The organism is Pseudoalteromonas sp. KJ63-1, assembly GCF_055808145.1.
The window spans coordinates 99,305-119,279 of record NZ_CM147855.1; the positions used below are offsets into that span (position 1 = coordinate 99,305).

The 19,975-nt window shown below is 40.8% G+C and carries 18 protein-coding genes and 1 tRNA gene; 10 read left to right on the forward strand and 9 right to left on the reverse strand.

Features of this window, described 5'->3' with window-relative positions:
* Positions 1 to 21: 21 nt before the first annotated feature.
* On the forward strand, positions 22 to 1,227 hold the full coding sequence (locus AC0L7Q_RS00480; RefSeq protein ID WP_409425533.1) for a hypothetical protein: 1,206 nt from the start codon (positions 22 to 24) through the stop codon (positions 1,225 to 1,227).
* A 33-nt stretch (positions 1,228 to 1,260) separates the two neighbouring features.
* Here AC0L7Q_RS00480 and AC0L7Q_RS00485 read toward each other — a convergent pair whose 3' ends face one another.
* From AC0L7Q_RS00485 to cysG, 7 genes are all read right to left on the reverse strand, one after another.
* A complete protein-coding gene (locus tag AC0L7Q_RS00485; protein WP_409424415.1) occupies positions 1,261 to 1,971 on the reverse strand; it encodes a hypothetical protein in 711 nt (236 codons plus the stop codon).
* Positions 1,972 to 2,213: 242 nt separating this feature from the next.
* Positions 2,214 to 2,984: a 3'(2'),5'-bisphosphate nucleotidase CysQ gene (gene cysQ / locus AC0L7Q_RS00490; protein WP_413401113.1), complete on the reverse strand. Its 771-nt coding sequence runs from the start codon at positions 2,982 to 2,984 to the stop codon at positions 2,214 to 2,216.
* 9 nt (positions 2,985 to 2,993) lie between these two features.
* A complete protein-coding gene (gene cysC, locus AC0L7Q_RS00495) occupies positions 2,994 to 3,587 on the reverse strand; it encodes an adenylyl-sulfate kinase (protein WP_413401114.1) in 594 nt (197 codons plus the stop codon).
* A 33-nt stretch (positions 3,588 to 3,620) separates the two neighbouring features.
* Complete coding sequence (locus AC0L7Q_RS00500; protein WP_413401115.1) at positions 3,621 to 5,345, reverse strand: SLC13 family permease; 1,725 nt, start codon at positions 5,343 to 5,345, stop codon at positions 3,621 to 3,623.
* A gap of 33 nt (positions 5,346 to 5,378) precedes the next feature.
* Positions 5,379 to 6,803, reverse strand: a complete 1,425-nt coding sequence (gene cysN / locus AC0L7Q_RS00505; RefSeq protein WP_413401116.1) for a sulfate adenylyltransferase subunit CysN — start codon at positions 6,801 to 6,803, stop codon at positions 5,379 to 5,381.
* Positions 6,803 to 7,702, reverse strand: coding sequence for a sulfate adenylyltransferase subunit CysD (gene cysD, locus AC0L7Q_RS00510; RefSeq protein ID WP_008108450.1), 900 nt, complete (start codon positions 7,700 to 7,702; stop codon positions 6,803 to 6,805). The genes cysN and cysD overlap by 1 nt, the downstream gene beginning before the upstream one ends.
* Before the next feature lie 43 nt (positions 7,703 to 7,745).
* The gene (gene cysG, locus AC0L7Q_RS00515) at positions 7,746 to 9,167 is read right to left on the reverse strand and encodes a siroheme synthase CysG (RefSeq protein ID WP_413401117.1); all 1,422 of its coding nucleotides are present in this window, start codon (positions 9,165 to 9,167) and stop codon (positions 7,746 to 7,748) included.
* A 265-nt stretch (positions 9,168 to 9,432) separates the two neighbouring features.
* Here cysG and deoC point away from each other — a divergent pair, with 265 nt between their 5' ends.
* Together deoC and AC0L7Q_RS00525 are read left to right on the forward strand one after the other, a co-directional pair.
* On the forward strand, positions 9,433 to 10,185 hold the full coding sequence (gene deoC, locus AC0L7Q_RS00520) for a deoxyribose-phosphate aldolase (protein ID WP_409424422.1): 753 nt from the start codon (positions 9,433 to 9,435) through the stop codon (positions 10,183 to 10,185).
* On the forward strand, positions 10,169 to 10,669 hold the full coding sequence (locus AC0L7Q_RS00525; protein ID WP_409424423.1) for a hypothetical protein: 501 nt from the start codon (positions 10,169 to 10,171) through the stop codon (positions 10,667 to 10,669). Before deoC ends, AC0L7Q_RS00525 begins: the two co-directional genes overlap by 17 nt.
* 49 nt (positions 10,670 to 10,718) lie before the next feature.
* Here the strand turns inward: AC0L7Q_RS00525 and AC0L7Q_RS00530 are convergent, their stop codons facing one another.
* Complete coding sequence (locus AC0L7Q_RS00530) at positions 10,719 to 11,849, reverse strand: CsgG/HfaB family protein (RefSeq protein WP_409424424.1); 1,131 nt, start codon at positions 11,847 to 11,849, stop codon at positions 10,719 to 10,721.
* A gap of 132 nt (positions 11,850 to 11,981) precedes the next feature.
* On the reverse strand, positions 11,982 to 15,971 hold the full coding sequence (locus tag AC0L7Q_RS00535) for a hybrid sensor histidine kinase/response regulator transcription factor (protein WP_409424425.1): 3,990 nt from the start codon (positions 15,969 to 15,971) through the stop codon (positions 11,982 to 11,984).
* A gap of 165 nt (positions 15,972 to 16,136) precedes the next feature.
* Here AC0L7Q_RS00535 and AC0L7Q_RS00540 point away from each other — a divergent pair.
* The 7 genes from AC0L7Q_RS00540 to rplL all read left to right on the forward strand — a co-directional run bounded on the left by AC0L7Q_RS00540 (position 16,137) and on the right by rplL (position 19,891).
* A tRNA-Trp gene (locus tag AC0L7Q_RS00540) sits at positions 16,137 to 16,213 on the forward strand.
* Positions 16,214 to 16,344: 131 nt separating this feature from the next.
* Entirely contained in the window at positions 16,345 to 16,722 is a 378-nt protein-coding gene (gene secE, locus AC0L7Q_RS00545; protein ID WP_008468833.1) for a preprotein translocase subunit SecE, read from the forward strand.
* A gap of 4 nt (positions 16,723 to 16,726) precedes the next feature.
* Positions 16,727 to 17,284, forward strand: coding sequence for a transcription termination/antitermination protein NusG (nusG, locus tag AC0L7Q_RS00550; protein WP_008108460.1), 558 nt, complete (start codon positions 16,727 to 16,729; stop codon positions 17,282 to 17,284).
* A gap of 217 nt (positions 17,285 to 17,501) precedes the next feature.
* Entirely contained in the window at positions 17,502 to 17,930 is a 429-nt protein-coding gene (gene rplK / locus AC0L7Q_RS00555; protein ID WP_008108462.1) for a 50S ribosomal protein L11, read from the forward strand.
* Positions 17,931 to 17,934: 4 nt separating this feature from the next.
* Positions 17,935 to 18,639, forward strand: coding sequence for a 50S ribosomal protein L1 (gene rplA / locus AC0L7Q_RS00560; protein WP_010392122.1), 705 nt, complete (start codon positions 17,935 to 17,937; stop codon positions 18,637 to 18,639).
* A 320-nt stretch (positions 18,640 to 18,959) separates the two neighbouring features.
* Entirely contained in the window at positions 18,960 to 19,454 is a 495-nt protein-coding gene (rplJ, locus tag AC0L7Q_RS00565) for a 50S ribosomal protein L10 (RefSeq protein WP_008108464.1), read from the forward strand.
* Between the two features lie 74 nt (positions 19,455 to 19,528).
* Positions 19,529 to 19,891, forward strand: a complete 363-nt coding sequence (rplL, locus tag AC0L7Q_RS00570; protein WP_008108465.1) for a 50S ribosomal protein L7/L12 — start codon at positions 19,529 to 19,531, stop codon at positions 19,889 to 19,891.
* Positions 19,892 to 19,975: the final 84 nt, after the last annotated feature.

A 19,975-nucleotide genomic window follows, 5' to 3' on the forward strand; every position in this document is an offset into this window, starting at 1 on the left:
AAAAGTAGTATAGTTGACAGTATTGTAAGTGAGTTAGCAAAAAGCCCTAAGCAAGATGGGGGCTGGATACACAGTGATATATCAACGTGGGGCGCAGCCAGCGGCAGTGTCGCACATGTGATACTCAGTAATATCATCGATGATATCAGCCAGCACATTGATATGTGTGCTTTTCGTGCGTTACCTAAACATTATACCGAAGCTATGAAATTTGGTCCTAATTGGTTGAAATTCTTATCCTCACTACTCGCAGGGCCAGTTGATATCGATGAACGTTTTTTAAAGCTCAACAAAGTATTAGAAGTAACGAACCATAAATTACTTATAACCTTGCAAGACGTTGATCGTGGTACGGGTGATGAAAACGAAAAGCGCCTAAATGAAATAGCTGCATTGCTGGATAGGTTAAGGAATAAAGACTTAAGTAATATCAACTTTATCGTCGCGATGGGTAATGACAAGCCAGAGGATTTTGAAGTGATCTCAAAAGCGACAGATTATAGAGAAGATATTGCAAAAAATGATTTTAGAAAAACGCTAGCTAGCTTTACTAGAGCCAGTATTGATGAGGCTAAAAACAATCATAGTAAAATCATTCTTTATAGATATAGCAACACCCATGAAAAGAATAAATTAGATCAAGTTATTGCAATTATAGATTCTCCTCGCCAGCTTAAGAAAGTACTACGTCGAGTTAATCAAGCGTGGCAATCTAAAAAATTAATGGGAGAGGTTAATTTTTATTCTTTGCTTATGGTCACGGCACTTCGAGAAGCGAACCCCACTTGCTTTGAGAGATATTGTAAAGCTGATTCTTATCTAGAATCCAAAATTAAAAGTAATGAAGATGATTTAGACAATGTATTACGTGAAATAGCTCAGCTAAGTAAAGAGGACTCAGGTAGTCAGCAAAGTAGCATTATAAAATCTGAGTTTATATATAGTTATCTGCAAGTCATGCTTGATGTTAAAAAAGATAGCGACGGAAAATTAAGGCTCGATTCAAGCAAAGATCATCAACAATCAGTTGGTTGTACACACTCTGATGTTTATTACCTAAGGCGAATACTTTTAGAAAAAGTACCTTCTAATGAGTTAAAAGATCAAGATGTTATGAAGGCTCTAAGAAACGGTGAAAATAAGGAGAAGTTAAATAATCATATACATGAAGCACAGTATAGTTTGTTTGAAAGTAACGCCTTGTTATGCCCTAAGTCAATGCGGTAACTTCAAAAATTACCGCATTGCATGATTTTTCGGTTATTTATTTGGGAAAGATTTAAGAGCTTTATATTCAATTTTCGTATTAGTCGCGTTTAATATTTCGATGCGTGCCCCTTTAAAGCCAATCACATTACTCTCAGTAAGGTCATAATTAACTTCTTGAGAAAAGCTAGGGCGAGCAAAGTCTTTAGAAAACTCACGATACATAAATTTTACTGTATCTTTAGATTTACCATTATAGATCAGCTCTTGTTTGAAACTTGGTTGTGAGATATTAACAAGCTTACCAACTTTAAACTTTGGGTCTGGTGTTGCAATTGGATCTGCTGTACTAAGATCGTAGTAACCTGTTAAGTCTAAAGAGCCATCTGGCTTTAATATTAAATATTCACCATATAATGGTATTCTCCGACCAAAAGTAATATCGTTTACATAATAGTTATTGGCTGATGCTTGATAATATTTTTGTCCCTTGTTATCGATTTTAATAAATGGGAGTTTATGAGGCGTCATCACATATTCACGAGAAGAGCCACCATCACTTATAGTAGTGAATAGCTCTAAGCCTTCGTAAGTATAAGCAATACTTTTTTCGAGCAAAGTATCACCAATTTCGGCTCTTGAGATCTTATTAAGTTCAGGGATATTAATTGTAGTAACATCGTTTATAATTCTTGAAGGCTGTTTAGATGAGCAGCCAGATAGAGTAATTAAAATGAAGAGTATTGCTGTATAGTTATGTTGCATATTCACATCCTTGTTTTGTTGTTTATAAGACCTTATCAACATAAATCACTATAAACAATGGGTATTGATTACTATGTTGATTGTGCTTAGAGCTGTTCGCGACTCTAAGCCCGTAACCCCTAACCCGTAGCCCGTAATTTAAGATGCTTGTTGGGTTTCGTTCCACTCAACCCAACCTACGGTGTTTAAATTGCCATTGAGCTGCTCGCGACTCTAAGCCCGTAACCCGCAGCCCGTAGCTCTTACTCTTCTATCGCACTCACCACAAAATACGGATTCAAGTACTCATCTTTAGTGTTATAAATAAGTGGGCTGCCATCGAGCTTAGTTACTTTAGCGCCGGCTATTTCGGCAATGGCGTGGCCTGCGCCGGTATCCCATTCACAGGTTGGGCCTAAGCGTGGGTAAATGTCGGCGCTGCCTTCAGCAACTAAGCACAGTTTAAGTGAGCTGCCTTTTGACACCATTTCAACCTCATCAAAGCGTCTTACAAATTCAGCTAAATCGGGAGAGGGGTGCGAGCGACTACCTACAACACGAATAAGGCCATTGTTAGGTTTGGTGGTAACTTTAAGCTCGATGCGCTCATCGCCTTTATCTTTAAAAGCACCAATGGCTTCAGCGGCTATGTACGATACACCTAGCGCAGGGGCATCAACCACAGCTAAAACTGGTTTGCCGTTTTCGATTAAGGCAATATTAACGGTAAACTCGCCGTTCTTTTTAATAAATTCTTTGGTGCCATCAATTGGGTCAACCAGCCAGTAGCTGTTCCATGTTTGGCGAACGTCCCAACCAATGTCGGCGCTTTCTTCACTCAATACAGGAATATCGGGAGTGAGTTTTTTTAATCCTGCACTAATGATTTTATGAGCTGCTAAGTCGGCGTCGGTTACGGGGCTTTCATCAGCTTTGTATTCAACGTTAAAGTCTTTGTTGTAAATACCCATAATCGCGCTTCCTGCTTCGCGAGCGAGAATGAGGGTTTCTTCTAGCAGTTCAGTTTGGTTCATTAGATGGGCCTATAGTATATGCTGATGTTTTAGATACGTTATCAGTTGATCTACCGATTGGTCTAGGGTGTTTTTACTAGTATCTAAAATTATTTCAGGATTAACCGGCGGCTGGTAAGTAGAATCAATTCCGGTAAAGTGTTTAATTTCACCAGCGCGCGCCTTTTTATATAAGCCTTTTGGGTCGCGACTTTCACACACCTCAAGAGGGGTGTCGATGAATACTTCGATAAATTCACCCCCCTCAACTAACTCACGAACCATATCGCGCTCAGCTTTAAAAGGAGATATAAACGCAGTAAGGACTAACAAACCAGCGTCAACCATTAGCTTGGCGGTTTCCCCTACGCGGCGGATATTTTCAACGCGATCGGCATCACTAAAGCCTAAATCTTTACATAAACCATGGCGTACATTGTCGCCATCAAGTAAATAGGTGTGTGCGCCTTGCTGATTGAGTGCTGCTTCTAGTGCATTCGCAACGGTACTTTTACCTGAACCTGAAAAACCAGTAAACCATAAAATAGCGCTCTTATGCTTTTTTTGTTCGCTGCGCTGAATTTTAGTGGTGGCGTAATTATGCCAAACAATATTGTTATCCATTTGCTGTGTCTCTTTATGCTATAAGCGCGGGCATTAAAACGGAAATACCAGCGGGATCAAAGTCAGTACGGTGATTGAATAAATAATAGAAAGCGGTAGCCCCATCATTACATAGTCTTTTCGTCGGTAGTTCCCTGCGCTGTAAACCATTAAGTTAGTTTGATAACCAAAAGGTGAAATAAAGCTGGCTGAAGCGCCAAATGCAACTGCCATAATAAACGGCAAAGGTTCTACGTTAAAACCAATGGCCAATGAGTAGGCAACCGGAAACGATAGCGCTGCTGCGGCATTATTAGTGATCAATTCAGTAAATAACACCGTCATTAAAAATATAGCGATAAATGCGCCATAAGGGCCAAAGTCGCCTAGCACTATAAACATGGCATCTGATATTTGCCCAGCAAGGCCAGTGCCTATCATCAGCTTAGCTAAACCTATAGCACTGCCCACGACAGCAAGTAACTCAATAGGAAAGCGACGCTTTATTTCGCTCAACTTAATAGTACCACACAGCATTAGGCCAATAAGTAATACTAACAAGCCCTTAACCAGCGGTACTGCACCTAAAATACTTAACCCCAGCACACCCGCAAAGCTTAACAGCACAATATTTGATTGCTTTGCACCGAGGTGGGTTTGTAAATCAAGCCCTGAAATATACACAAACTCGCGTTTTAAGTTAGTTAAGTCATAAAAGCTTTTACCAGGGGCTAGAATGAGTGAATCACCCGCTTGTAATCGCACTTGCCCAAGCCCGCCTTGTAAGCGGTCATGCCCACGGCGAATAGCAATAACGGCAGCATGAAATTGCTCTCTAAAGCGGGCTTCTTTTACCGTTTTGCCAATTAATTTAGACGACTGGCTAACGACAACTTCAACGAGGTGTTCTATATCTTTTTCGTGTTTGTCGTGAACTACTTTTAAGCCATCAAAGCGAGTAAGCAAAGGCACCGATTTTATGTCGCCAACAAACAGCAGTATGTCGTCTTGTTGAATAATATGTTGGGGGGTAACGGCGCAAATGCGGTTGCCATCACGAATAATTTCAGCCAAAAATAAGTCTTTTAGATCGCGTAAACCGTTTTCCTCTACAGTACAATTTATTAGCTTTGAGCCACTTTGTACTTTCCCTTCTAAATAAAAAGGCACAACTTCTTGGCTATTTTTACCATTGTCGGGCAGGCATTTTAGCATCACTAAAATAGTGATTAAGCCCACACTAAGTGCGCCTAAACCCACCAAGGTAAAATCAAAAAAGCCCAGTGGCGCCATGCCCGCATCTACTGCAAAGCCATTTACGATTAAGTTAGTAGAGGTGCCAATAAGCGTAATAGTCCCCCCTAAAATCGCGGTGTACGACAAGGGTAACAGCAGCTTTGAGGGAGAGTGGTTTGGGTTATCCTTTATGGCGGTAATTAATGAGGCAACTACCGCGGTATTATTAGTAAACGACGATAAAAAGGCGGTAGACAGCCCTAACTTAGTTACTGACTTAACTAAACTACCACTGGATAACGATTTAGCTAAGCGTTGAATAAGTGTGGTTTTTTCTATCGCTATCGACACTAAAATTAATAACACTAAAGTAATTAATGATGAATTAGTGTAATTAACCAGCATGCTTTCTAAATCTATTAACCCGGTTAAGTAGCTTGTGCCTATGGCACTTACAAATAACCATGCAGGATTAATACGGGTGCCAAATAGGCACCCGACTAAAAGCAACATAATGCCTGTTAAAATGAGCTGTTCTACCATGCTTTAAATGTTCCTAACAGGCGTTCATTAACGTTATAGCTTTGAAATATCAAGCGCTTGCCAATGTGGGAAGTGCTTGCGTACAAGGGCATTAAATTCAACTTCAAAGTCGCTGAATTGTCCCGCATTTTCTTCACTTTGCAGTACCTGTTCTATCATTCCTGCTGCAACCGTTAAGTTTGATAAACGATCAATAAGAATAAACGAACCGGTTTCATGATTATGATGGTACTGATCGGCTAAAACAGTCTCGGTCAGCTCCAGTGTCACAATCGCAATTTCGTTTAACTGCAATGAATCTGCACTGCCATGCTCTAGCGTGTTTACATCAATTGTGTGGTCAATTTTTGTGACCATTGCCGAGGTGTTTTTGCTGCCAAGTTTAAGGTTGTAACTTTTACCGAGCACCAATGGTGACTCGTGCATCCACACAATTTTAGCCTGTAATTGGTTAGTTACTTGCGCTTGCGAATTCGCAGGTACAATAACGTCCCCTCGGCTAATATCTATTTCAGTATTAAGTGTCACTGTAATTGCTTGACCTGCCTCGGCGGTGTCGAGGTTGCCATCAAAAGTCACAATTTCTTTAATATGTGATTTTTTACCTGAAGGCAGTACCTTCACCTCATCACCTACACGTAATTTACCTGATGTAAGCGTGCCTTGAAAACCACGGAAGTTTAGATTAGGGCGTACCACGTATTGCACCGGAAGACGCGCTTCAAAACCAGTGTCGATTTCAGCGGCTGGTGAGTCTTCTAACAGCTCAAGCAACGGCTTGTCGGTGTAATAAGGAGTATGTGCAGAGCGAGTTACTACGTTATCGCCTTTAAGTGCCGACATAGGCACAAACTTAATGTTTGATACGTTAAGTTGCTTGGCAAATTTTAAATAATCAGCTTTAATTTTTTCATAAACGGTTTCGTCAAAATCAACAATATCCATTTTGTTAACCGCAACCACAAACTGCTTAATGCCTAATGAGTCACAAATAAAACTATGTCGTTTAGTTTGTACCTGCACACCATAACGTGCATCCACTAAGATAATGGCAACATCACTGGTTGATGCACCGGTAACCATGTTTCGGGTGTACTGCTCATGCCCTGGGGTGTCGGCAATAATAAATTTACGCTTAGCGGTTGAGAAGTAACGGTACGCTACGTCAATTGTTATGCCTTGCTCACGCTCAGCTTGTAGACCATCAACTAACAATGCTAAATCAAGCTCTTCACCGGCGTTACCCACTTTTTCGTTATCTTTGTGAAGCGCGGCTAGCTGATCTTCATAAATTTGGTGACTATCGTGCAGTAGGCGGCCAATTAAGGTAGATTTACCGTCATCCACACTGCCACAAGTCAGCATACGCAATAAGCTTTTATCTTGTTGACGTGCTAGGTAAGCGTCTATACCAATTTCTTTTACTTCATTAAATGTATCGTTATTTAGGTTAGACATTAGAAATACCCCTCACGTTTTTTCTTCTCCATAGAGCCTGCTGAGTCATGATCTATCACTCGACCTTCGCGTTCAGATGACGATGAAAGCAGCATTTCTTCAATAATTTCGGTTAGATTGCTGGCGGTAGATTCAACCGCACCAGTCAGCGGGTAACAGCCTAATGTTCTAAAGCGAACCGACTTCATTTGCGGTACTTCACCTTCATTAAGCGGCATGCGATCGTCATCAACCATAATTAGCGTACCATCGCGCTCTACCACTGGGCGCTCTTTAGCAAGGTATAGTGGCACCATTTCGATGTTTTCTTGATAAATGTATTGCCAAATATCTAGTTCAGTCCAGTTAGATAGTGGGAATACACGAATGCTTTCACCTGGGTTTACTTGGCTGTTATAGGTATTCCAAAGCTCAGGGCGTTGGTTTTTAGGATCCCAGCGATGGTGTTTATCACGAAATGAGTAAACACGCTCTTTAGCCCGTGATTTCTCTTCATCACGACGTGCGCCACCAAATGCGGCATCAAAACCGTACTTATTCAGCGCTTGCTTTAGCCCTTGAGTTTTCATGATATCGGTATGTTTACCCGAACCATGAGTAAACGGGCCTACACCCATCTCGATGCCTTCAGGGTTTTTGTGTACGATTAAATCAAAGCCGTACTCTTTAGCTAAACGGTCGCGAAACTCAATCATTTCACGAAACTTCCAGTTGGTGTCTACGTGTAATAACGGAAACGGAATTTTCGCAGGGTAAAATGCTTTACGAGCTAAATGCAAAAGTACCGATGAGTCTTTACCGATTGAGTAAAGCATAACTGGGTTCTCAAACTCAGCGGCGACTTCGCGCATGATTTTGATACTTTCAGCTTCGAGTTGCTGAAGGTGAGTTAAAGCCATTGTTGGTCGTCCTACTAAAATGATTAAATTAAAATCTGTTAAACTACGCTACGTCTGTCAGTGGTTGAGCAAAGCTACTGATCTGTGCTTTTTCGCCAAACCAGTTCAATTCTTTATGCAGCGAAGCCACTTCACCAATAATGAGTAATGCCGGTGAAATAATATCATATTGTTCAATTAGCTGCGCTAATTGGTCTAACTGTCCTGTGACAACGCGTTGATTTTTGCGTGTGCCATTTTCAATTATTGCCACTGGCGTTGTTGCTTCTCGCCCGTGTTTTAATAGCTCGGCTTGTATATGCGGCGATTTAATCACCCCCATATAAATAGCCAGTGTTTGGTTTTTTTGTGCAAGTGACTGCCAATTAAGCTCTTGGCCTTCCTTTTTACAGTGACCAGTAACAAATTGAATGGCTTGGGCATGGTCGCGATGCGTTAAAGGAATACCTGCATAGGCACTACAGCCTGCGGCCGCTGTTATACCTGGCACTATTTGGTAATTTACGTTATTGGCTGACAGTACTTGTACTTCTTCGCCACCACGACCATAAATAAACGGGTCGCCGCCTTTAATACGGCATACTTTTTTACCTTGCTTCGCTAAATCAACTAGCATCTTATTGGTATCTTCTTGAGCTACGCTATGATCGCCTAAGCGTTTACCCACACAAATTAAATCGGCATCGCGGCGCACTAATTCCATGATTTCATCAGAAACCAAGTAATCATATACCACCACGTCGGCTTGTTGCATTAGCTGCAATGCTTTTAGCGTAAGTAGCTCTGGGTCGCCTGGGCCTGCACCGACTACGTATACTTCACCTTCAGGCTCTACTTTGGCATCTAGCATTTGCTCTAGTTGTTGCTCAGCGCCATGGGTATCACCGGTTTGGACTTTACTCACTACTGATGAATCAAACACGCCTTCCCAAAACTGGCGACGATCGGCGAAGTGTTTAAAGCGTTGTTTTACTTTATGACGAAAACCACCGACTAAGTTGGCGAGAGGGCCAATATGCTGAGGAATAAGTGTTTCGAGCTTTTCACGTAAACGTCTTGCTAATACCGGTGCTGTGCCTGCACTTGAAATCGCAATGGTAATTGGGTTGCGATCAACAATAGAGGGGAAAATAAAGGTACATTTAGGTTGATCATCCACCACGTTCACAAACACATTACGTGCATTGGCGAGTTCAAATACCGTATTATTAACTTCATCATTGTCGGTGGCAGCAATAATCAAAATTTTGCCATCAAGGTGTGACTCTTCAAAATAGGCATCTATTAAAGTTACTTCATTGTTGTGCGCATGTTCTTTTAATTCATCACAAAACCACGGGGCAACTAAAGTTACAGCAGCACGCGCTTTCAAAAATGCGCGGCATTTTCGCAAGGCAACCTCTCCACCGCCAACCACCAATACTGGCTTGTTGTCGAGTTTGGTAAAGATAGGTAAATATTGCACTGAGTAAGGCCCCTAAAAAAGATAATAAAGTATTTAACACAAAGGCAGAATATAGCGGCTATTGATAAGTAAAAAATAATTAAATCTTAGTTGATATACTCAAAAGTTATATAAACTGTGTTTTTTAGGTCTAAATCTTATTTAGTAAGGATTAGAGTGCTGTTTAGTATAAAAAGCGCGCTTATAGTGTTTGGTTATGAGCTATAGCAAGATTAAGCTATGATGCTTATATAGTTTAAGGTTTTTAAAATTTCATGGGCATAAAATGACAAATAATACTCAAAACGCCATGCTAGTTGTTAGTTTAATGGATTTAACCAGTTTAAACACCGATGATAATCAAGCTAGTATTAATGCATTAGTAAACAGTATTGATCCTAAGTTAGGCACTCCCGCTGCAGTTTGTGTGTTTAGTGAATTTGTAGATGATGCAAAAATAGCACTCGCTAATCGTTTATTGAATCATGTAAAAGTGGCTACAGTAACTAACTTTCCTACAGGTGATGCGCCACTCAATGAAGTACTTAATGAAACGCTAATAGCCATAGAGCGCGGGGCTGATGAAATTGACTTAGTCATTCCTTATAAAGCGCTTATAAAAGGCGAAGCCAATACCGTGCTGGAATACGTGAGTGAAAGTAAAAAAGCATGTGGTAGTCGCGCTCAACTTAAAGTGATCATTGAAAGCGGTGAGCTAAGAACACCTGCACTTATCACTCAAGCAACCGAGCTTGCTATTCAAGGGGGAGCAGATTTTGTAAAAACCAGCACCGGTAAAGTCGCGGTTAATGCCACGCTTGAAGCAACTGAAATTATGCTTAAAGCTATTAAAAATTCATCAAAATCAGTTGGCTTTAAAGCCGCTGGCGGGGTAAAAACGACAGGTGATGCCAATACTTATTTGCAGTTAGCAACTGAGGTTATGGGTCATGATTATTTAGCACCAGAGACATTTAGGTTTGGCGCCTCCTCGCTGTTAAATGACGTTTATAAGGTCTTGAATGAAACGCAGCAGTGATGCCGAAAAACAACAATTAGAGCACGATGCAGCTAAGTTGTTTTTACGTTGCTATGAACAGCAAACCGGCATTCATATGCGCCATATTTGGCATAATGAACCGAATAGACCCGATGTAAGTTGTTATCAAGCAAATGAGCAACTCGATATAGAAGTAGCGCATTTATACGCCAGCGAAACCGAAGCCATGGCTGTGTTAGGGCGACCACTGTCGATACAAATGCAACGTGACTTAGCTGACATGGCACAACAGCCCAGTGAACACCGACTGCAATCCGCACTAGGACGATTGCTCAAGCAAAAAGCCACCAAGCGCTATTACTCAAAACGTACCTGGCTGCTAATTCGTAACGCCAGCACTATTTGGCACAGAAGTGATTTTGAAGCGACAGTCAAAAAAATAGCTTTTCCAAATACCCATCAATTTGAGCAAATTTGGTTGTTATGCGATTTTTATTGCGGTGAGTTATTACGAGTAGATTAAAAGCGGCTTGAGGATAGCCGCTTTCTTGATTGAAATTTAATTGTGTTGCTTAGTTAAATTGAAACATGCTGCCTAGACTTTCAAGTCCTGATTTTTGAGTTTTTGCTAAACATTTTGTGTCATCTAAAGACTTCTTTGTTGTTTCATCGGCAAGACCTGTCACTTTTAAGCTCTTTTCTTGTTGATATTCGCGCAGTGCTAATACAGTTTGGCGGTCGTATTTTACGTCTTCAGTCTCAAATTCTTCATAATTAGGTTGGTTTTTTAAATACCCTAAGCAAACCAAGTTCATACGAGACATTGCTAAGTCCATTTTTTCATAATGTGGCATTCTATGATTTGGCACATCAACAGCGACGGCAGCAGGTGCCGCTTTTTTACGAGTTACCTTTGGCGGTGGTGGTGCTGTATAGCCTGCAGCAAGCGTGTTGTTTTGGTTGTAGCGATAATAGGTATCTGGGATTTTAGTTTCTAAAAATTCAACGGCTTTAATTATTACTTCACGTAGTGCTTTTTCTTTTGGTGTATCTGACCAACCGCTAAGACTCCCTCCAACCAATGCGCCACCAAAGTTTGTTGCTGCGCTGGTAAAATTAAAATCTTTACTACCGCCTTCAACACTAGTTGCGGCTAAAATACGTGAAGTGCGGGTATCGATTAACCTTAGGTCAATAGCCATATGCGATCCAGAAAAGCCAGCTGAAACAGAGCTAAACACATCACCAATAAAACCGCCCGATCCAACACTTGCGCCTGAACTGTCATCATCAAACTCAGTAACCGCTGCAACGACGACAATCTCAGCGCCTTCAATTTCGCCATACGCTGCACCCGATTGTGCACTCACTCTGCCCGATACTGCTAAATCTTGCTCCGAAAGCACAGCGTCTAGTGCTTGGCGCTCTAATACAATAAAGCGATTAGTGCCAACAAGGGCGGTGGTAAGTTGATCTGCCATACCTTCACCAATTTCTTTTCGCCACCATCTTGAGTTATTTGATTTATCAGTGAAACGCGCCACGGCGATACGTGCTTTAGGGCCATTGTATTTTTGTTTACTTACTTCATTAATGTCAGGTGAATTTTTATTTGAAGTGACGTTGGTTGAAGTGCTTTGACATGCGCTTAAGCTTGTTATCAATGCTGTGGCAAGTAGCGTTTTTTGTATGGATGAGAGCATAGTATTTTCCTTAATTTATCTACTTAATTACATTTGTAGTTATTTTTTAGCAATGGCTAATTAAGGTTAATTTAAATAAATCAGTAGCTTAAAAATAGTACTCAGGCGAAAGCTTTGAGTACAGATGCGAAGCTAACTACTTTTACATGCTTGCGCTTCTCTGTATTGTTTTGGTGTAAGTGAATATTTGGCTTTGAAGCAACGGGCAAAGTAACTTTGAGAACTAAAGCCGGTGTTATCTGCAACTAAACCTATGGTTAAGTCGCTATCAGTTAATAATTTTGCTGCATATTCTAGGCGGGTATTGCGAATGTAATCACTGGGTGTAATGTCAAAAAGTGCTTTCATTTTTAATTGCAGTGCACGAGGGCTCAAACACATTGCACTGGCAAACTCTTCGACGCTAAACAGTTCATTTTGGTAATTGTCACGCAAGATTGTTTTTAAGCGCTCAGTAAACGTGTAATCTTTATTCTGCTCTATTTGCGCATCTAAGGTCACAGCATGTGCTTGGGCTGATAACTGGTTTATTAGGTGCTTATTTAACGCATCACGAATGCCTAATAAGCCATGAATCCGACTTTTTAATAATGATGCTTCAAAGGGTTTACACAGGTAGTCATCGGCCAGCAAATCAAGCCCTTTGATTCTGCTGCGACTGTCTGCTTTGGCAGAGAGTAATAAAACAGGAATGTGGTTTATTGAAATGTCTGAGCGAATAGCGCTTAGAAGCTGATATCCATCCATTGTTGGCATCATTACGTCGCTGAGTACTATATCGGGCATTTGAGTTTGGCACAGCATAAGCCCTTCTTCTCCATTGATAGCGGTGAGGCAGGTGTAGTTATCACTAAACAATGAAAACAGTAACTCACGCATTTCTTCGTTATCTTCAACAATGAGTAGTTTTTTGTTGTTTTTTAGTGGCATAGTTTGAGAGGACGATAATTGTTTATCCGTTAATAAGTTATCTGATTCACACAATGGCAACGTGACTGTGAAGCAACTTCCCTTGTTTATTTTACTGACTAATGAAATTTGCCCACCGTATTGCTCTACAAGCTGCTTAACCAGCGCGAGACCTATACCACTGCCTGTTTGGTTGTGTGTTGCAACACGAGTAAAACGTTCAAAAATAAGCGCTTGCTGGTGTTCTTCGATACCAATACCAGTATCAGATACCGTTATAACAACATTATTGTTTGTGTTAGAAAGCGTTAGGTTAATGGTTCCATCTGATGGGGTGTATTTAAGTGCATTGGTCAATAAATTATCAATAATAGATAAAGTATGCTTAGTTTCTAAATTTATATAACTAGGACGTTGCGTATTGTCTTTAAAGGAAAAACTAATATTTTTTTGAGTAAACAAAATAGTAAAGTCGTCTACTATTTGTGCTATAAAAGGGCTTATAGAATAAGCAGATACATACTCTATAGTCGCACTTGGGCGCTGACTGAGCTGTAATAGCTCATTGATTAAATTAAGCAGACGGTGCCCGTTGCGTTTAATTATAGAAACTTGATGTTGCGCTTGAGCACCGAGTTGTTGCTGTTGTAAGTTTTCTACTGGCGCTAAAATTAAGCTCAGTGGCGTTTTAAGTTCATGGCTAATATTATCTAAAAATTGGGTCTTTAGTTGAGTAAGCTTTCTTTCTTGTTGAATGAGTTGCTCTGCGGTTTTAGCTCGATAGCGTGACGCTAAAATTAACCATGTAATAATCAAAGCTATTATAAAATAAGTCGCATACGCCAATTTCGTTTGCCACCAAGGAGGCGTTACTGTCAGCTTTAGCATAGTGTGAACTTTGCTCCATTGCCCGTATTGATCGCTAACTTTTAATTGTAATTGATAGTCACCTGCACTTAGCTGTGAATAGTTAACTTGTCGTTGGCTTGCATCGGTATAGATAAATTGCTTATCTAAACCACTTAGCTTGTAAGCATACTGGTATTGATTAGCCGATGAAGCATTATTAACGGCTGAATATTTAAAGCCAATGACCCCTTGGCTAGTTGGAAAAGAGAGTTTTTTAGTATGATTTATTAATTTTGCTGGCTGTTTTTGATCTGTTAGATAGTTTTTTGTTGTACTTGCTTGGTTATAAATTAATAGCTCAGTTAATACTGGGGTTGGGGCTGAAATACTCAGTTGCAGTTTACTAGGGTTAAACTGATTAAAGCCATTGATTCCACCAAAAAATAGCTCACCATCAGCTGCTTGAAAAGCGGCACCTAAAATAAACGAATTATGCTGCACGCCGTCACGAGGTAAAAAATGCTGCATAGCTTGATTAGTGGGATTATAGCGAGTGAGTCCTTGATTACTGCTTAGCCATAGGTAGCCTTGTCTATCATCTTTAATGGCAAAAATATTATCGTTTAGTAATCCATCATGTTCGGTAATATAAGTGATTTTTTGTGTTTTTTTATCAAGGCGGTTTAAGCCACCAAAGGTACCCACCCATAGGGTATCGTTATTTTGCAGGTGCAAAGAGGTGACCATATTATGGCTTAAACCAGTCTGCGATGTCTGATCCGAGGGGTAATGAGTAAATGATTCATCCGCTATGCTTAGATAGTCTAAACCTGCACGCGTCCCGACCCATAATCCATCCGCATTGTGATCATAGAGCACGGTAAATACGGTATTGTTAGCAAGGCTATTTACAGAGTCGTCGTGCTTGTAATGTTGAACTTCTAAGGTGTCGGGATTAAAGCGTGTTAAACCTTGGTTGCTACCTAGCCATAAATTTCCTTTAGGATCACTCGTTATCGCATAAACACGATCGCTGCTAAGTTGATGACTTTGCGTTGTATAGGCAATAAAATTATCTTCAACTGGATTGTATTGCAGTAACCCACCGCCATAGGTACCAATCCAAAGTCGCTGTTGGTTATCTTCATGCAGGCTAAATACATTATTATTAGTAAGGCCGCTTTGCAATTTTGAGTTAACTTTATAGCGCTTAAAGCCAGTGTCGGTTTGTTTGTTTAAGCCATCACGCGTACCAACCCATAACCGACCTTGTGAATCTTTAAGTAGAGCGCGAACAAAATTATGGCTAATAGTAGTCTCGTCATCGCTCAAGTGCTGTTGATGCGAAAATTGATTTTGCTTTTTATCATAACGTTGCAAGCCATAGCCATCAGTACCAATCCAAATGATACCGAACTGGTCTTGATAGACTGACAAAAGGTAATCATTAGCAAGCCCATTTAGTTGCTGTTTATTGTACGGTATGTGCTGAAAATTCTTTTTAGATGTACTTTGCTCTGTTTTGTAAAATAAACCGTTTCCATAACTTGTAAGCCACAAGGTATCGGTGTCGTCAATTAATATATCGGTGATCCATACATCTGCAAATTGAGCAAACTCCGCAAAAGCCTCTGTTGTTGGAATAAATAAGCTAAGGCCTTGTTTGCTTGCTAGTAATAGCTGCCCTTGTGTATCTAAGTGTAACCGCCATAAATTTTTATGGCTCTTTGCTATGTGTTTAAACGTTTTTAGCTCGGGGTTAAATTTAATTAATCCCTCGTTGGTCGCTAACCAGATATTCTGTTGAGCATCTATTACGATATCTTGTATGACGGTATTAGCTTGCTCGGGGCTAGTATAGCTAAATGACTCAACTTCATTGTTGACTATATTTAATCGTGTTAACTTTCCATGTTCATGGCCTAACCAAATATTATTTAGGTTATCTGACGCCAGTGACCATATACGGTTATCAGTAATCGCCAACTCAGTTTGCGTATTAAAAACCTTAAATTGACCGGTTTGAATATCAAGTAAGTTTAAACCATTACTGGCTGTAGAAAACCAGATAGCATGAGGGCCCCCAGTAAGGCAATCGGTGACCCAGTTTCCTGAAATACTAGCCTCAGTAGGGTGAGACTTGAAGCGTTTAAACTCATAACCATCAAAGCGATTAAGACCGCCTTGTGTGGCAAACCAATGAAACCCTTGCTCATCAGTGATGCTGCATGTAATCGAGTTTTGCGATAATCCTTGCTCACTCGAATATGTATCTAAGTGAATAGGGCGGGCAATAAGCATGCTATGAAACAAGCAAAAAATACTTAAAATGAGGGTTTTGAATAGGGTTTGAAGTAAAGGCACGGGCTTCCTTGTGCAGGCAGTATTCCTAAAATTGAAACAATCATAAACTGCTTTTTTAATAATGTTAAGTTTGATTTTTACAGCCGTCAGTGAGATTTTAAGTTATGGGTATCTTTTTACTCTTGTGTTAATGAATTGCGTAAGTATAATAGGCATCCACTTTGCAGGGGCGTAGTTCCAATTGGTAGAACAGCGGTCTCCAAAACCGACGGTTGGGAGTTCGAATCTCTCCGCCCCTGCCAATTTTTTACAAAGTGAGTAAAGTCTAGAATTAAAAATCGGTTTAAGTAAGCTTGTTTTTAAGTTTAGATTTTAATGGATTAACCCTGTCGACGTGCAGGGTTGTTGTGTCTGTAGTTAAGGTAATAATATTATGAGCACGAATGTGGAAACACCATCAAGTGGGATGGATGCGGTAAAGTGGCTTGTGGCAATTGCGCTACTTGCAGGCGCAGTAGTTGGTAATTATATGTATGCAGATCAGTCTGTATTATTACGTGCTATTGGTGTTGTTGTTGCCGTTGCAGCTGGTTTAGGCATCGCAGCAGTAACTGAAAAAGGACGTACCTTCCTAGCTTTTGCAAAAGAAGCACGTATTGAAGTTCGTAAAGTAGTTTGGCCAACGCGTCAAGAGACAACGCACACGACATTAATCGTAATGGTTGCAACAGTGATTATGGCATTAATCCTTTGGGGATTAGATGGCATATTATTCCGCGCTGTAGGCTTTTTAACTGGATTGGAGATCTGATCCCATGTCGGATGAGAATAACGAAAAGAAACTACGTTGGTACGTAGTACAGGCTTTCTCAGGTTATGAGAAGCGTGTTGCTCAAACATTATTAGAGCATATTAAAATCAAAGGTTTAGAAGACAGCTTTGGTGAAGTATTAGTTCCTACTGAAGAAGTAGTAGAGATGCGTGCTGGTCAAAAGCGTAAATCTGAGCGTAAATTCTTCCCAGGTTACGTACTAGTACAAATGGATATGAATGATGCCAGCTGGCACTTAGTAAATAGCACTGAACGTGTTATGGGCTTTATTGGTGGCACATCAGACCGTCCTGCGCCTATCAGCACAAAAGAAGCTGATCGTATTCTTAACCGTCTACAAGAGAACGCAGAAGCGCCTAAACCAGCAACATTATTTGAGCCGGGTGAAGTGGTTCGAGTTACTGATGGTCCATTTGCAGACTTTAGTGGTGTGGTTGAAGAAGTTGACTACGAAAAGAGCCGCGTAAAAGTGTCTGTACTTATTTTTGGTCGTTCTACGCCAGTTGAACTTGAATTTGGTCAAGTTGAACAAGATAAGTAATTGATTTAAAGCGTTGTGTTAAAAATTCCTTAATTTTTGGCACGAAGCTTGATAAAGGCCGCTGATTAACTTATAATCAGCGGCCTTTTTGTATTCAGGGAAAACGTTTGTTTAACTGTTTACTAAAAAGTGAGAAACCAATTTTTAAACTGGGAAGCCGCTAGAGTACGCGTCCTCGCGCGCACAAGGCTAAGACCCACCTAATGAGGTATTTATAATGGCTAAGAAAGTTGAAGCTCTAATCAAGCTACAAGTTGCTGCTGGTATGGCTAACCCTAGTCCTCCAGTAGGTCCAGCACTAGGTCAACACGGTGTAAACATCATGGAATTCTGTAAAGCGTTCAACGCACGTACAGAATCTATCGAAAAAGGCGCTCCAGTTCCTGTAGTGATCTCTGTTTACGGCGACCGTTCATTTACGTTTGACATGAAAACGCCACCGGCTGCTTACTTACTTAAGAAAGCTGCAGGTATCAAATCTGGTTCAGGCCGTCCTAACACTGAAAAAGTAGGCACAGTAACTCGTGCTCAACTTGAAGAAATCGTTGAGACAAAGAAACCAGACCTTACAGCTTCTGATTTAGAAGCTGCGGTTCGCACTATCGCAGGTTCTGCGCGTGCGATGGGCTTGAACGTAGAGGACTAAGATAATGGCTAAATTAACTAAACGTATGCGTACTATCCGCGAAAAAGTGGAAGTAACTAAAGATTACGAAATTAACGAAGCAGTTGCTCTTTTAAAAGAATTAGCGACAGCTAAATTCGTAGAAAGTGTTGACGTTGCTGTTAACCTTGGTATCGATGCTCGTAAATCTGATCAAAACGTTCGTGGTGCTACTGTACTACCTAACGGTACTGGTCGTGACGTTCGTGTTGCTGTATTCACTCAAGGCGCTAATGCAGAAGCTGCAAAAGAAGCCGGTGCTGAATTAGTAGGCATGGAAGATCTTGCTGACCTAGTTAAGAAAGGCGAGATGAATTTTGACGTTGTTGTTGCATCACCAGACGCTATGCGTGTTGTTGGTCAACTAGGTCAAATCTTAGGCCCACGTGGTCTAATGCCAAACCCTAAAACTGGTACTGTAACACCTAACGTTGCAGAAGCAGTTAAAAATGCGAAAGCAGGTCAAGTGCGTTACCGCAATGACAAAAATGGTATCATCCATACTACTATTGGTAAGGTTGATTTCACTGCTGAGCAGTTACAACAAAACCTTGAAGCTCTAATTGTTGCGCTTAAGAAGGCTAAACCTTCTCAAGCTAAAGGTGTTTACTTGAAGAAAGTAACTATCTCTACAACAATGGGCGCAGGTGTTTCTGTTGACCAAGGCACTTTAAGCACAGTTGTTGCTTAATTGAGTGTTTACATGGCGTGAAATTTGTACTATAATTTTGCGCCATTTTGCTGATTAATTTAGTTAATCGCAAAGTAAAGAATTCGGGTTGAAGTCCATAATTTCGAAGCGCCTTCGGGCAACGCAATAAATTGGGCTTCCGTCCAAGACCGTAGGCGGCTTCGGCCTTAATATTACCTACGTAGACGGTGTGAATCCCCAGATAGATTTTTCCTAATCTTCTGGCTCTCGCCGTAAAAAGCATCTCCATCTTTATTGATGGGGAAGAGTAAAACAGGGAAGCCGATGTACGGTAACCCATTAAACCAGGAGTAACACCCATGGCTTTAAATCTTCAAGGCAAAAAGGCAATTGTTGCTGAAGTCAACGAAGCAGCCACTGGTGCTCTATCTGCAGTAGTTGCAGATTCTCGTGGTGTAACAGTTGGTGCAATCACTGCCCTTCGTAAAGAAGCTCGCGAAGCGGGTGTTTGGATGAAAGTTGTCCGTAACACTCTAGCTAAACGTGCTCTTGAAGGAACAGACTTTGAATGCCTATCTGATTCATTTGTTGGTCCAAGCTTAATCGCTTTCTCATCAGAGCACCCAGGTGCTGCTGCGCGTATCTTTTCAGACTTCGCGAAAAAGAATGAGAAATTTGAGCTTAAAACGGCCGCTTTTGAAGGTAATGTAGTAGATGCAGCTATGCTTGCAACTCTACCTACATACGACGAAGCTGTTGCACGCTTAATGAGCGCTATGAAAGAAGCGTCTGCTGGTAAATTGTGTAAAACAATTGAAGCAGTACGTGTACAGAAAGAAGAGCAAGCTGCTTAATTTTAAGCTGTTTAATCCCTTTCGGTGTAAATTTATTTGGACCTTAGAGTCCGTTAATTATTAGGAAATTTGTAATGTCTGTAACTAAAGACCAAATCCTTGACGCAATTGCTGAAATGTCAGTAATGGACGTTGTTGCTCTAGTTGAAGCAATGGAAGAAAAATTCGGCGTAACTGCTGCAGCTGCTATGGTAGCAGGTCCTGCTGCTGAAGCTGCTGAAGAGAAAACAGAATTTGACGTAATCCTTACTGGCGCTGGCGCTAATAAAGTTGCGGCAATCAAAGCTGTACGTGGCGCAACTGGTCTTGGCTTAAAAGAAGCTAAAGCTCTAGTTGAAGCTGCTCCAACTCCAGTTAAAGAAGGTATCTCTAAGGAAGAAGCTGAAGCTCTTGCTAAAGACCTTACAGAAGCTGGTGCTGAAGTTGAGGTTAAGTAATCTAGCTTTTGCTAGGTTCGCTGCCTGAGAAATCAGGCAAGGGCTGGTGATTATTTAATCACCGGCCTTTTTGCGCTATAGAGC